We start from the raw sequence: 14,175 nt of genomic DNA on the forward strand, positions 1-14,175 counted from the left end.
TCTCCTTAGATTTCCACTTTCAGCATCATGTCATAAGCAAGCTGAATATCTTTTCTGGCATCTTCCCCGCTGGTCAGGGGCTCTTTTTTATTTACGATGCAGTCATAAAAATGTTTCCACTCATTTCTGTAGGATTCCTCATAGTTATTCACTACTGTCTTATCTGCATTTACCATGGTATTTCCTTCATTTTCATTAATCTTTACTACCGTGGGATGGTTCTTTAAATAAGGCCATGGAAAATGCAGAGAAACATTTTTCTGCGGAGCATATACCCACAGTTTTTCATCCCAGGAACGTCTGTCCATTACCAGTCCTGATTCAAATACGCACCGAAAAGTCCCGTAATCCAATACAGAAGTAATAAAGGTATCCTGATAAACATCGGCAAATAAAACCTTAGGTTCTCCGAATGCATGGCGCATGAGAATCGTATCATGGGTAGATAATCCCAGCATCAGGCTGTATGCCTCTCCCAGATGTTCCCGTTCCTTCCCCATTTGTTTTGCAATGGCCTGCTGAATCTCTTTTTGTCCCTTTTCAATGACTTCCTGTGGAATATCGTTCCCCCGGTGAATGTTAAAAATAGAATTGGTAAAATCAAAAGAACCTCCAAAGTCATGGACGCGTACCAGGCTGATTCCTTTCAGATTCTGTACTGTCTCCCTGAAGTACTCATAACCCGGATCGTAACGTTTCATGTAACCTACCATCAGAATCACCTGATTCTTCTTCGCCTCACGGATCATTTCATCTGCCTGTTCCAGATTGTAGGCCAGAGGTTTTTCAATCAGCATGTGTTTCCCGGCTCTGGCCGCCTTTACTCCCGGTTCATAGTGGTCCTTGGTACAGATAACCACTGCTTCCAGCTGTTCATCCTTCAGCATCTCATCCATGTCCGTATAACGGCGTCCGGGACAAATCCCGTAGATTTCTCCCAGCGTTTCCACCACTTCCCTGGACAAATCACAAAGGGCATACAGCTCAAAATCCAGCGATTCCTGCAGATACGGAAGATGTTCTATCTGGGCAATCTGTCCGCATCCAATTACTCCAACACGAATCTTTCTCCCCATAATGACACCTCCTTACGGCTTTATAATGACTTTCACTGCCTGTCCCTTTCTTAATTTTTCCATACCTTCTTTTATCTCCTCCAGAGGATACGTATCCGTAATCAGCGACTTCATATCAATCACTTCTTCCTCCAGAATCTTCACTGCCTGCGGGAAGGTGGCATTTGCCAGCCAGGTTCCCAGTACCCTTACTTCTTTGGTTGTAATTTCACATTGTGCGATTTCTTTTCTGGCCTGTTTGTTTACCCCAAAAAGAACAATGGTTCCGTCTTTTCTCACCAGCTCCATGCTGGCTGCAATCTGTGAACCGGTTACATCAAAAACATAATCTGCACCTATCTCTGTTTCTTTATAAATTTTCTCTGCCGCGTTTTCTTCTATGGGATTTATTACCTGTCCTAAATTTAAACCTTTCGTGAATTCCATTCGATAAGGCGCTGTCTCCAGGATAAATAATCTGCTAATTCCTGATTTTTTCAGCAGCATCGCAATAATCAGTCCGATGGGACCCGCTCCGATTACTACTGCGGAATCGGAAGGTTTTATATCCACTTTGTTCAGTCCGTTTACTGCACAGGCAAGAGGCTCCGCACAGGCAGCCACTGACGCATCCACCTCATTGGAAATCTTATAAGCCACCTTATCGCTGACCACGCAATACCTGGCAAAAGCCCCATCATAATCAATTCCCAGAGCTTCAATGTTTTCACACTGGTTGGGAAGATTTTTCCGGCAATAGACGCATTTCCCACAGTAATTATTGGGATTTACCACAACCCGATCCCCAATCTCAAGCTGATCCACCCTTTCTCCTTTTTCTCTGATAATTCCACAGAATTCATGGCCTAAAACGGTTCCTTCTGTGGCAATGTATCCCGGAGGATCTGCCGTAATATGTACATCCGTTCCGCAGATACTGCAGGCCTCCACCTCGATCAGCACCTGATCCGGCTTTTTTATCTCCGGCTTTGGAACCTCTTTTACTCCCCATACTCCGACGTTTTCAAATACTGCTGCTTTCAAACCCATACCTCCTCTTCTTGTTTTTTAATTAAAAGTTCACACCGCCCACCAGAATCAGGTTGGCATAAGAAGAACATTCCCCTGTTCTGACAATGGTGTAGGAACTTTTCGTGAGCTCTTTAAATTTCTCATGTTCCACCGTCCGGTAGGAAATTCCCTTTAGCACCTCCTGTATTTCCCCCAGAAATTTAGAATTTACCATTTCCAGTTCCGATGCCACAATAAATGATTCGATTACCATTTCTTCTGAAACCGCTTTCAAGGTTTCCATCAAAGAAGGTTTCCCTTTAACTAATGACAAGTCTATCATTTTCACCCCCGTGGGAATCGGAAGACCGGCATCGCAAAGGACCAAATACTGGGTATGTCCCACGCCGGCGACTGCCTTGCTTAATTCCCCATTTAAAATATAATTTCGTTTCATTTCCTGTACCCAACCTTTCAAATGCAAAATTATTTCTGTCAATCTTCAGAGTAAATGGAAACCGGTTTCTTACTCTTGTTATTTAATTATTACCAGATTTATATTTTTGTGTCAATCTTTTTTCTGAATCTTTTCTCTTTTTAGTAATTATCACCTAAATTTGCATATAAAATATGTATATTAAATATATACTCATTTTTTACTGATTTATTTTACCCCCCCCCCTAATTTTCTGATAATTTAGCTTAGAAAGAACACATTGAGTCATACAAAAGAATCCTGTATAATAAAATCATTCAAGAAATCAATTTTTATTATAGGAGGATCGGAACATGCATGATTTCATGTGTACATTCAGTGGTTTACGGGTAAATCCCCTGAATTTAAGAAATGAGGATATTGCGATTGAAGACATTGCCCACGCCCTCAGCCTTTTATGCCGCGGCAGTGGTCATCTGAAGTATTTTTATTCTGTGGGACAGCATTGCGTAAACTGCGCCAAAGAAGCACAGGCCAGAAACTGGTCCGATACACAGGCTCTTACCTGTCTGCTTCACGATGCAAGTGAAGCCTATATTTCAGATATTATTCGTCCTGTAAAAAAACACCTGGCTAATTACATGCAAATAGAAGATCAGATTCTGGCCGCCATTTTCCGTAAATTTGGTCTTGGCAGCCTGACAGATGAAGATTATAGAAAAATGAAAACCATAGATAATGAAATGTTGGAAAATGAGCTGTCTATCCTGATGAATGGATACACAGCTCCCTCTCTCCCTCACTTATATTCTCAGCCGGATTTCCTTCTGAAAGAAAGCGCTGCAGTAGAACAGGAATTTCTTTCCCTGTTTAAACAGCTTCAAAAATAAAACTCTTCTGATTTAATTTTATTTTTCAAGTTCTTTTATTACTGCTTCGTATTCGGGCATCCCTCCCTGGGCTCCGAACTTCTCCGTGGAAAGACTGGCCGCCACATTGGCAAACCGCAGGGCTTCTTCCACGGGAACTTTATTGGCAATCTGCATGGTAAAGGCTCCGTTTAAAGTATCTCCTGCTCCGGTGGTATCCACTACTTCCGCCTTTCTGGCCGGTACCTGTACAATCTGACCGTTTTCCAGGCAGATACTGGCTCCCCTGGAGCCCTGGGTAATTAACAGTTTTCCCGGATACAGACGCAGCATTTCTTCCAGGGGTTTTTCCCCGAATAAAATCGCTGCTTCGTGTTCGTTGGGTGTTAAATAAGACACCTTATCCAGAGTTTCCTTTGAAACCGGAGCTGCCGGCGCCGGATTTAACACCACCTTTACTCCGTGTGCATGACATAAATCCACCACATAGGAAACCGTTTCCAGGGGAATCTCATGCTGTAACAGCACAATCTCTGAATCCAGAATCGCCTCTTTTATACTATCGATATAGGCTTTGTCCACACAACCGTTGGCCCCCGCCACTACAACAATGGTATTATCGTTTTCTCCCACAGTGATCATGGCGATTCCCGTTGGCGTTCCTTCGATTACTTTAATGTGGGAAGTCTCAATCCCTGCTTCTTTCATATTCTGAATCAGCGCTTTTCCGGCGCTGTCATTTCCCACACAGCCGAACATTTCCACATCAGCCCCTAATCTGGCCATGGCTACTGCCTGATTGGCGCCTTTTCCTCCGGGAATGTAACGTAGATTCTCACCTTTTAAGGTTTCCCCTTTCAGCGGAATTCTCTCTGCGGTTACTGTCATGTCCATGTTAATGCTTCCCACTACTGAAATTTTCATATCCTTCCCCTTTCTTTTACTCATATGTTCTAAGGACAGTCGTGTCCCTTTCCACCAGTTTTACCTGAAAAATATGTTCTTTTTTTACTTTTTTTCCTTCCACGTTCTGTATGATAATCCGCGCCGCCGTTTTTCCCATCTCTTTAATCGGCTGTGCAACTGTGGTGAGTTCCGGGGTAAACAGCCAGCTCAGATTGATATTGTCAAATCCGATAATCTGGACATCCTGGGGAACCCGATACCCTTTCTTTGTCAGCACTTTATAGAGGGAGATCGCTACCATGTCATTTGCCGCCACTACTCCGTCCACATCCGGATACTTTCTCAAAAGCTCCACCGATTTCCGAAAACCATCTTCAAAATTATACTCACATTCCACATACTCGGGCTTTAAATTGTACTTTTTACAAATATCCATATACCCCGCAAATCGTTCCCTGGCGCTGGAATATTTCTGAAGCCCTCTCATGTTAACAATCTTTTTACACCCGCACTTTACCAGATATTCTGCCGCAATTTTCCCTCCTGTGTAGTGATCTGCCTGCAGACAGGCGATGGCGTGATCTTCGCTGCCTTTTCGGTCGATGGTAACAATGGGAATCTGAAAACCTCCCAGATTTTTCCCCTGTTCATCGCTGTTTGTCATCAGAATAATTCCATCTGCGTTCATTCTCTCCAGCATTTGTATGCTTTCCAGCTCTTTCCTGCTGTCTTCCTCCGAATTGCACAGTGTCACACGGTATCCTTTTCTATAAGCTTCTGCCTCCACGGCTTTTGCAATTTCATTGATAAAGGGATTTTCAATATTCGGAATCACCATTCCGATAATCCGGGATGATTTTTTAAACAGGGAACGGGCTACCTCATTGGGCCGGAATCCTGTCTCACGGATTACTTTTTCCACTCTTTGTCTTTTCTCCTCATCAACTTTAGCAGTTCCGTTTATTACTCTGGAAACGGTAGCCGGAGAAACTCCCGCCATCTGGGCGACTTCCCGGATACTTGTCATAGAATTCTCCCCTTTCACTGTTTCATTTTTCTTCTTGAAACCCGTTTCATTTTTCTTTCATTATAGTGTTTCCATCTATTATTTGTCAACATTGGATTCCCGGACAAACTGCCAAAAAACACAGGGTGTTTTCAGCATTTCTACCAAGTTAAAAGCCGGAAAATAAATGGTTTTCTTTCCTGTCTTTCCCTTGTCAATTCTCTCCCAAAAGGTTATAATACTCTTCAACGATGTTCAATATTTTACTCAAAATTTACAAAGGAGTTTAATCTATATGAAATTTCAAATCGTCAGTGACAGTTCCTGCGATCTATCAGAAGAGTTTGCAGAAAAATCTCAGATTACTCTTGTCTCTTTCTATGTGTCATTTGACGGTAATACCTATGAAAAGGAAGGGAAAGAACTTCAGATACCTCAGTTCTATCAGAAAATGGCCGAAAATCCCAATCTCTTTCCCAAAACCTCTATGCCGTCAGTCCAGGATTATATGGATGCGTTTCTTCCTCTCGTACAGAAACAGATTCCCGTTTTGTGCATCTGTCTGAACGCCAAATTCAGCGGTTCTATGCAGTCCGCTTTAAATGCCAGAGAGGAAATACTGGAAGAATATCCACAGGCGCAGATCCACGTTATGAATTCCCGCCTGGTTACCGTTTTGCAGGGACAGTTTGTGGAAGAGGCCATTTTACTGCGAGACAAGGGATATTCATTAAAAGAAGCCGTTTCTCTTTTAGAGGACATCCGTGATACCGGCTATATTTTCTTTACCACAAAGGATCTTTCCTACCTGGAACATGGAGGCAGAATCGGGAAAGCAGCCGCCTTAGCAGGAACGATACTTAACGTAAAGCCCATTTTAGCTTATTATCAGCAGGAACTGCTCCCTCTGGGCTTTAGCCGCGGAAGGAAAAAATCTCTGAAGAAGCTCTTTGATTTGTTTGTCAACTATCTGAAAGAGAATGCCATTACACCGAAAGAATACCGGATTGTAACTGGTTATGGCTACGATTTGTCTGAATATCATTCCTTCTCTGCACAACTGTGGGAACTTCTGAAGAAAGAGGGATTTTCCATAGAGAAACAAGAAGATCATTTTATCGGCGCTACCATAGGGGTACATACCGGTCCCTATCCCATTGGTATTGGAGTCTTAAAGAGATGCCTGCCCGAATAATAAAAACAAGGTTCAAGCTCCTCTCTCCTGAGGGGCTTGAACCCTTTGTACTTATGAATCCTGGTTTCTTTAAACTGACGGCCAAAACAGAAGAATTCCTGCGTATGGGGTTCCGGCATTTCTTCGAAAAATCAGTTTTTTTCATTAAATTGGCATTTTCCGGCCTTTAGGTTCATTTTACATCCGATACTATTAAGAAATTCAAACATACGATTAATGGAACAACACAAACCCAGATGCTATGCATCCCTATTAATTTCCAACTGATATATTCGATACTCACTCCTGCATAATAGCTAATAAGAGTACCTCCAAAAAATTTTGCCTTTTCCGCATATTTTTTTCTCTCTTCTTTCTTTTCCCTGCAAATAAAATATTCAGTCAATGCAATCATTGTTTGTTTTACATTATTTGTGGAAAAGATTGTTGAGCTTTCATACCCCTTTGCACCTTTAAAAACACTCCACTGAAAAGCCGAAACGAAAAAGATAGGATACAACGCAATGAGTGCATTCATGGAATCCGGAAGAGCGCCTTCAATTATAACAACTGCTGTCTCGATAAAAATAGCTATATATTTTAAATTTAGTGATGTTTTTCTTGTTAATAAGACAGACAATACGATTGAACCGGAAAAAACCAGGAAGGCGCCTATATGTAATACCGCCTCTTCCCAATTTTTTCCTAATATTTCGAAGATCGCGTCTATTAAATTAACTGTCTGCGACGAACCAAAAATATCCATCCTTCCAAGAAGAGCATAGGCTCCCAGAAATCCGCCGCATATTGACATATTATAATGTATACAAATATTTATATCCCATTTTTTTTCAATAGAGAAGCTCTTTTTTCTATAGCTATATTTATACATCCAATTCCTTTTTCTGCTCTAAAAACCATGCCAGCTTCGCGCTTTCCTCTAATTCTTCTAATCCATAAAAAGCATCCATTAACGTTTTTCCTGAAACCACAGTTCCATGTTGTTTTAAAATATATGCGTCACTGTGGATTAGCCTTTTTTCCATTGCAGAGAAAAGCTCCTCACTTCCTGGTTTTTCATAAGGTATTAATCCTACTTTTCCTACTTTCATTTTTAAGTACGGTGTATAAGATGGAATAATGTCACTTTCATTTTCATGTTTTATACAAGAATAAAGAACCGAGTAAAAACTATGGGTATGTATCACTGCCTGCACTTCCGGTTTATTCTTATACAGCATCAAATGCAGTGGATATTCTTTACTGGGCTTTACAGAATTAATAACATTCCCTTTTAACGAAAGTCTTGAAAACTGCCCCTCTTTTATTGTTCCAAAACAGGTGCCGCTCCCTGAAATATATACATCGTTTTCATTTCTGAAACTGATATTTCCTGTAGAACCTGTCACCATACTTCTTTTAAAAAGTGTTTTCGCTATCCATATGACCTGTTCAAATTTGACTTTAAGTTCATCCATTTACTGAGCTTCCTTTCTTTTTGTTTCATGCACATCAATTGTTTTAATGGCTTTAATAAAAAAATCTTGTTTTCCAAAATTTCCTGATTTTAACACTAACCTTACTTCAGGAAACTCAATTGGAGTCATTACCGGCACCCCGGGAGCTACACTTTCACCTATCCAATATGCCTGATATTTTAACGCTTTTATTACCGCACCAGACGTTTCTCCTCCGGCAACAATAATTTTTTGAATACCGTTATCTAGAGCAATTTTCGCTAAATCTGCCATTACTTTTTCAAGGATCTGAGATATTCTTTTTTTACCATAATGCTGATTTTTTCTTCTTTCCTGAACTGAGGCTGAACTATAAATAAAAATAATATTTCCCGCGCTCTCTGCAGCCTCCTTCCATATCTGTTCTGAATTTAATTCTTCTTTTATAATTTTTTCAGGTAAAATTTTATAAGTAGGCAATCCGGCTTTTTGAAAGTATTCAATCTGGCTTAATGTTGCTTCGGAACAGCTCCCTGCCAGTATACAGGCTTTTCCGGGAGACTTAAAAAAGATTTTGCTTTTTTCCCTTTCTCCGTTATCCATAACATATTTTTTCGCAAGATGTTCCATTAATCCCGATCCGCCTGTATAGAATCCAATTTCAGGAAATGTATTTACAATCTCAGCTCCTTGCTTATCATTCTCATAATCAGGTACCAAATAACAATGACCGGACAAATCGATTTCCTTTTTTATATCTACAAAGAATTCTTCGGTAACCGGAAGAGATGTTTCTAAACATCTGTATTTTCCTTGTTTTTTCATCAAATCAGATAAGCGGGAGTGTCTCATTGGTGTAATTGGATGATCTTTCATAGAACTTTCTTCTAAAAGTTTTCCATATACATACAATTTTCCATTTTTAACTGTTCTGCCATTCACTGGAAGAGACGGGCATAAAACCGTATACGGATAATTAAATTTTTCCAGTACAGCATCGATTACAGGGCCAATATTTCCATCATCGGTAGAATCAAATGTAGAACAATATTTGAAATATAATACTTTCGCACCTTTTTTTATCAGCCATTGAAATGCTTTTATACAGTCCGCCACTGCTTCCTCTGTATTCTGTGTTCTCGATTTTAATGCAATAACAACAGCTTCTGATGAGATTTCAGGCATATCATCCTCCGGAATCCCATTAACCAGAATTGTTGATACCCCTGCTTTTACCAAAAAGGAGGCTCCGTCACTTGCTCCGGTAAAATCATCTGCAACACATCCAAAGAATATACTCATTCGTTTTCACTTCCTTTAGGTCAAGTATCCCAGTCTTTGTCCAACAATATTTTTCATTACCTTTACTCCATTATCCAAACACTCACTTTTTATTTTCATATCCTGATGATGAAGTCCCGGATCTGCATCTGCGCCAAGTCCCATATAAGCTGCCTTACATTTCAGATGTTGTACTAAATAGTTGAAATCGTCACCTCCGGCAAAATAGGTAAAAGGAGCGCAATGCTCTTCTCCCAGCTCTTCAATAATGGCCTGTTTTGCCACTTGTATCGCCTCTTCATGAAACTCTCCTGCCGGTACATACTCAATGGCTTCCGTTTCTACAGAAACTCCCACAGCTTCTGCAACTGACTTTATGGCTTTTACCGCCTTATTCTGCATTTCCTGATACAATTTTGTACTCAGATGTTTACAGTCAACAATCATTTCCGCACAGTCGGGCAGCTCTTCGTTTACTTTTGGACGCATTTCCAGATGTGTTGTTTTAATAGAATAGCGTATTGTAGGATCCATATGAATTGTATTAACGGCATTTATCGCTAATACAATTGCATTCACAATATTAGAAGATGTATTTGTATAATCTTCCTTCCCTTCAAAAAACCTTATCCGAATTCTTCCGGATGCGCTAGTAACGACTGCAGGCGACATATATCCAAAACGGCAGGTCGTCTCTCCGATAGGACGAATATGAAGTCCGTATAATTCATTTATTCCGAGAGAATCTAATTTACCGCTTTTTATCATTGCAAGTGCGCCTAAAATCGGTTCTTCTCCTGGTTGGAATATAATAATTAATTTTCCTGATTTGAGTCCTCTTTCTGCCGCCGCCTTTGCTGCAGTTAAAGCAATAGCACAATGGGCGTCATGCCCGCATGTGTGCCTGCACTCCAGTTTTCCATCAATTTCATAAGTCAACGCATCCATATCTGCCCGTAAGGCTAATACAGTTCCCGGAATACCACTGTCCAGAATCCCTACCACGCCTGTCACTCCCACATTTCTTTCTACAAGAAACCCAAAAGACTCTAAAGACTTTGCCAAAAATTCTGAAGTCTGATATTCTTCCATTGCTTTCTCAGGAATTTTATGCAAATGCCGGTATACATCGTGAACATATCCTTCCAGCTTGTCACACATTTAACTCCCTCCTTTTTAACTGCGTAAGCTTTTAACTGTTTCTAAAAAAACAGACGTGGCTGTATTTATTAACAGATTCACATTTTTCTCTCCCTTTTCAAATAGAGGCAGCCCCAGATAACCTGCATCAGCCTGAAAAATCTGTTCGTAAAAATGAAATCTGTCGGTCCCTTTACAGTAAGTATAAGGCACTATTTGTTCTTTCTTATATCTGTTTGACAAACTCTTTTCCAATGCCAAATGCACCCGGCCGTCAGGCATTTTACCAGAAAATATGGTATTTATTTCTTCTGTTATATGCGGGATTGCCCCTATAGAACAAACTGCTTTTTCTATTGCATTTTTAGCAGTTCTGATATGGATATTCAAATTGCTTTCATCAATTCCCATTACCTCCAGAACAATATGAGCGGCATCTGGTATTTTATTAATGGCTCCCTGTCCTGCATCAATTAAAATCGGCCGTATAGAAGCAGTTGTATCAATATTATTAATAGAAAACTGAGCTGCACTGATAGCCAGAGCAGCAGCATCTACAGCATTAATTCCTAAATGCGGAGCTGCACCATGGGCAGTCAGTCCTGTAATATCTACGCTGATTTTCGCTGCCATATTATGAATCAGATACAAAGCTGCCATACCCGGACGTAAATCAACTGCCGCTGATAGAGAAATCCCTATAAGATACGGAGCAACTGACATTTCTATTTTCTTTGCATCTTCTTTTACCTCTTCATCTCCAAACACCACTCCAACTCCTTTATATTCAGATGGATGTTGGGAAATATAACTGCATACAGAAAGAATGATCTGACTTGTTTCAAATGCATTTTTATCTTTCTTGTTAAAATACAACAGAATCGGACAAATATCTTCTTTATCAGGCTGGAAAAATAGTACTGCCCTTTTTTCTTTACAATAAAATGGAGCAAATCCCATCTGTATTAATTCCTTCTGAAGATTTAAAGAAATACTTTTTTTCTCCATAAGCATCCCCACTTTCGTTTTAATGGTTAAGCAAATCCAATTAATTGTGCGACAATTACAAGTACTGCTGCTATTCCATACCATATTCCCATTAACGGAGCCACAAATTTTACCCACTCTGTATACTCTACTTTAGTTAGGGCAAGGTATCCCCATAAACTTCCGCAAGTCGGCCATAACAAGTTTGTAAATCCATCTCCAAATTGGAATGCTAATATGGCAGTCTGTGCGGTTACTCCACAGACATCTGCCAATGGGAACATAATCGGCATAGTTAATAATGCCTGTCCGGAACCAGATGGAACAATAAAATTGAAAAGTGCCTGGAAGATTAACATACCAAAAGCTGACAAAGTAGGCGGAAATGCCTGGATTACGTTAGCTACCGCATTTACAATTGTATCCACGATCATCGCATTTTCCATGATAACCAGTGTACCTCTTGCAAATCCTACACAAGCCGCGATAAAAACAAAGTCTTTGAGGCCCTGCAGAAAATGATCTGCTAACTCATTTAAACTTAATCCGGATACAATGCCACTTATAAATGCAGACCACAGCAGCACATTGGCAATCATAGATAAATCCCATCCGAAGTTTATACATCCGAATATCATTAAAACGAAACCTGCAAGGAAAGTTACCGCCGCTGCTTTCTGTCTGAAATTCATAGTAACATGCTGTATTTCTTTTCCTTCTTCGACGCCATACTCTACTCTTAATTTCTTATCTCTCTCGTACATAATACTGGACTGGGGATTTTTCTTTATCTTTTTTGCATACCGCAGAACATACCATATTGCCGCTCCTGCGATCAGTACCAGCCCGATAAGTCGATACCATGCGCCCGAATAAAGCTTTAATCCTACCATATTCTGGCTTATAACTACTGTAAACGGGTTTGCCATAGCTGCTCCAAATCCTGCACAGGTTGAGAGTGCTGTAAGCGCCATAGCTGTTAAGGAATCCAGCCCTAACGACAGACAGACCGGAATCATAATCGGTATAATTGCCATAGATAACTCAGATAATCCAATAAAGTTACACATTGTGGAACAACATATCATAATAATGATAATGGCAATTTGGTACCTGGATTTAAATTTTTTTACAACCAGTGATACGCCTCCATTAATCATCCCAGTCGCCTTCACAACAGAGAAAGCGCCACCGATTAGTAAATCTGCGAATGCAATTGAAGCACCAGCCACAAGACCTGCTAATATTGCTTCACATCCATCCCAGATACTTGCCGGATTTGATTCTACTTGTGTATAGGTATTCGCAACTACAACTGTTTGTCCCGCGTCATTCACAACTCTTTCATATTGACCTGCGGGTATAATCCAGGTTGCAACAACAGCAATAAAAATCATAAATGTTAATAAAACCAATCCTTTAGGAAACTGTATTTTTCGTTTTGCCCTGACTCTTCCTTCAACTGTATTCATAGTATCCCTCCCTACTCACACATAGCGTTTTCTACTCTTATATCTCTGATTGTTCCATGGTTTTGTAAATTGCTTCTTCTAACAGCGCAACAACGAAATCTATCTCCTCTTCCTCTATAATAAAAGGAGGAGCGATCTGAAGTGCATCACCTACTATTCCATCTGCACTTCCTGAAACTCCACTTGTAAGTATTACCCCTTTTTCAAAGCAATATTTCACTACTTTTTCTGAGAAATTAAAATTTGTAATAGGTTCTTTCCCCTTATTATTTCTTACAAATTCAACCCCAAGCAGAAGTCCAATTCCTCGAATATCGCCTACTACCGGATATTTTTTTAATATCTGGAGCTTTTCCAAAAACAAATTTCCCATTTTTCTGCATTTTTCAATTAATTGTTTCTTTTCAATATAATCAAGTACTTCCTTTGCTCCTGCACATGCCAAAGGATTCCCTGAAAATGTAAAACTATGGGTCAATGCTCCTGAACCGTTTGTAATTGCATCAACAATTTTTTTATGAACGATTACCCCGCCAATAGGTACATATCCGCTTCCTAATCCTTTGGCCACGCCCATCAAATCCGGAACAATCTGATAATGATCAACTGCAAAATTCAATCCTGTTCTTCCAAAGCCTGTTATCACTTCATCTACACAGAATAAAACATCATATTTTTCGCAAATCTCTTTCACCTTTTTCATATACTTAGCAGGTGGAATAATTGCAGCAGAAGTTGTTCCGGTAATCGGTTCAATCACGAAAGCCGCTACTGTTTCCGGGCCTTCATATTTAATTATTCTTTCAAGTTCACAGGCACATTGACAATCACAGGATTCTTCCTGCAGATTATAGGGACACCGATAGCAATTACAGGGAGAAATGTGCAGCATACTATTAGGAAAATACACCTCATATTTTTCTCTCCAAGAAGGTCTTCCACCTAAAGCAAGCGTTCCCATTGTATTTCCATGATAACTTTGCCATCTGGAAATAATCTTATATTTTTCTTTTTTCCCTTTCTCAATATAGTATTGCCTTGCAATTTTTAATAAGGATTCCATAGCTTCTGAACCACCGGAGCACAAAAAAACTTTGTCCATTCCTTCCGGAGCCATTTCAATAATTTTTTCTGCCAGTTCTCTTCTTGCTTTACTGGTAAAAGTTCCTCCATAAACAAAGCTGACTTTTCCTGCTTGTTCCGCAATTCGTTCCGCAACTTCCTTTACTCCATGGCCGATATTTACCACTGCAATTCCTGCCGCGCAGTCCAGATATTTTTTTCCTGTGGTGTCATAAAGGTACATTCCATCTCCATAATCGACTTCCGGATACTCCTTTTCCATAACTGAATACAATACGTTTTCCATTTTCTCCTCCTT

The 14,175-nt window shown here is 40.1% G+C and carries 14 protein-coding genes; 2 read left to right on the forward strand and 12 right to left on the reverse strand.

All coding sequences use genetic code 11. The features are described 5' to 3' along the window. Positions 1–5: 5 nt before the first annotated feature. Genes B5F53_RS06825 through rbsD form a run of 3 tightly spaced genes read right to left on the reverse strand, consistent with a single transcriptional unit; the run spans position 6 to position 2,523 of the window. Entirely contained in the window at positions 6–1,076 is a 1,071-nt protein-coding gene (locus B5F53_RS06825) for a Gfo/Idh/MocA family protein (protein WP_087221692.1), read from the reverse strand. A gap of 12 nt (positions 1,077–1,088) precedes the next feature. After that, the gene (locus B5F53_RS06830) at positions 1,089–2,099 is read right to left on the reverse strand and encodes an alcohol dehydrogenase catalytic domain-containing protein (RefSeq protein WP_162610547.1); all 1,011 of its coding nucleotides are present in this window, start codon (positions 2,097–2,099) and stop codon (positions 1,089–1,091) included. Positions 2,100–2,127: 28 nt separating this feature from the next. Continuing rightward, entirely contained in the window at positions 2,128–2,523 is a 396-nt protein-coding gene (gene rbsD, locus B5F53_RS06835; protein WP_087221696.1) for a D-ribose pyranase, read from the reverse strand. A 332-nt stretch (positions 2,524–2,855) separates the two neighbouring features. On the opposite strand from rbsD, the gene B5F53_RS06840 reads away from it, so the two are divergent. Further along, positions 2,856–3,392, forward strand: coding sequence for a phosphohydrolase (locus B5F53_RS06840; protein WP_242970258.1), 537 nt, complete (start codon positions 2,856–2,858; stop codon positions 3,390–3,392). An 18-nt stretch (positions 3,393–3,410) separates the two neighbouring features. Here the strand turns inward: B5F53_RS06840 and rbsK are convergent, their stop codons facing one another. Then, on the reverse strand, positions 3,411–4,295 hold the full coding sequence (rbsK, locus tag B5F53_RS06845) for a ribokinase (protein WP_087221698.1): 885 nt from the start codon (positions 4,293–4,295) through the stop codon (positions 3,411–3,413). Between the two features lie 16 nt (positions 4,296–4,311). Further along, positions 4,312–5,304, reverse strand: coding sequence for a LacI family DNA-binding transcriptional regulator (locus tag B5F53_RS06850; protein ID WP_087221700.1), 993 nt, complete (start codon positions 5,302–5,304; stop codon positions 4,312–4,314). Positions 5,305–5,578: 274 nt separating this feature from the next. Here B5F53_RS06850 and B5F53_RS06855 point away from each other — a divergent pair, with 274 nt between their 5' ends. After that, positions 5,579–6,478, forward strand: a complete 900-nt coding sequence (locus B5F53_RS06855) for a DegV family protein (RefSeq protein WP_087221702.1) — start codon at positions 5,579–5,581, stop codon at positions 6,476–6,478. Positions 6,479–6,650: 172 nt separating this feature from the next. Here the strand turns inward: B5F53_RS06855 and B5F53_RS06865 are convergent, their stop codons facing one another. From B5F53_RS06865 to B5F53_RS06895, 7 genes are read right to left on the reverse strand one after another with little or no spacing between them, the layout of a single operon-like run. Further along, the gene (locus B5F53_RS06865) at positions 6,651–7,349 is read right to left on the reverse strand and encodes a YoaK family protein (RefSeq protein ID WP_087221706.1); all 699 of its coding nucleotides are present in this window, start codon (positions 7,347–7,349) and stop codon (positions 6,651–6,653) included. Then, entirely contained in the window at positions 7,342–7,935 is a 594-nt protein-coding gene (locus B5F53_RS06870) for a class II aldolase/adducin family protein (RefSeq protein WP_087221708.1), read from the reverse strand. Before B5F53_RS06870 ends, B5F53_RS06865 begins: the two co-directional genes overlap by 8 nt. After that, positions 7,936–9,216 (reverse strand): 3-oxo-tetronate kinase, encoded by a 1,281-nt coding sequence (gene otnK / locus B5F53_RS06875; protein WP_087221710.1) that lies wholly within the window; start codon positions 9,214–9,216, stop codon positions 7,936–7,938. It abuts the gene before it with no gap. Between the two features lie 15 nt (positions 9,217–9,231). Then, complete coding sequence (locus B5F53_RS06880) at positions 9,232–10,356, reverse strand: amidohydrolase (RefSeq protein WP_087221712.1); 1,125 nt, start codon at positions 10,354–10,356, stop codon at positions 9,232–9,234. Between the two features lie 15 nt (positions 10,357–10,371). Next, on the reverse strand, positions 10,372–11,343 hold the full coding sequence (locus tag B5F53_RS06885; RefSeq protein WP_162610548.1) for a peptidase dimerization domain-containing protein: 972 nt from the start codon (positions 11,341–11,343) through the stop codon (positions 10,372–10,374). Positions 11,344–11,369: 26 nt separating this feature from the next. After that, on the reverse strand, positions 11,370–12,794 hold the full coding sequence (locus tag B5F53_RS06890; RefSeq protein ID WP_087221716.1) for a YfcC family protein: 1,425 nt from the start codon (positions 12,792–12,794) through the stop codon (positions 11,370–11,372). Between the two features lie 37 nt (positions 12,795–12,831). Then, positions 12,832–14,163, reverse strand: coding sequence for an aminotransferase family protein (locus B5F53_RS06895; protein ID WP_087221718.1), 1,332 nt, complete (start codon positions 14,161–14,163; stop codon positions 12,832–12,834). Positions 14,164–14,175: the final 12 nt, after the last annotated feature.

The organism is Blautia sp. An249 (assembly GCF_002159835.1).
In the GTDB taxonomy this organism is placed as follows: Bacteria; Bacillota; Clostridia; order Lachnospirales; family Lachnospiraceae; genus Blautia_A; species Blautia_A avistercoris.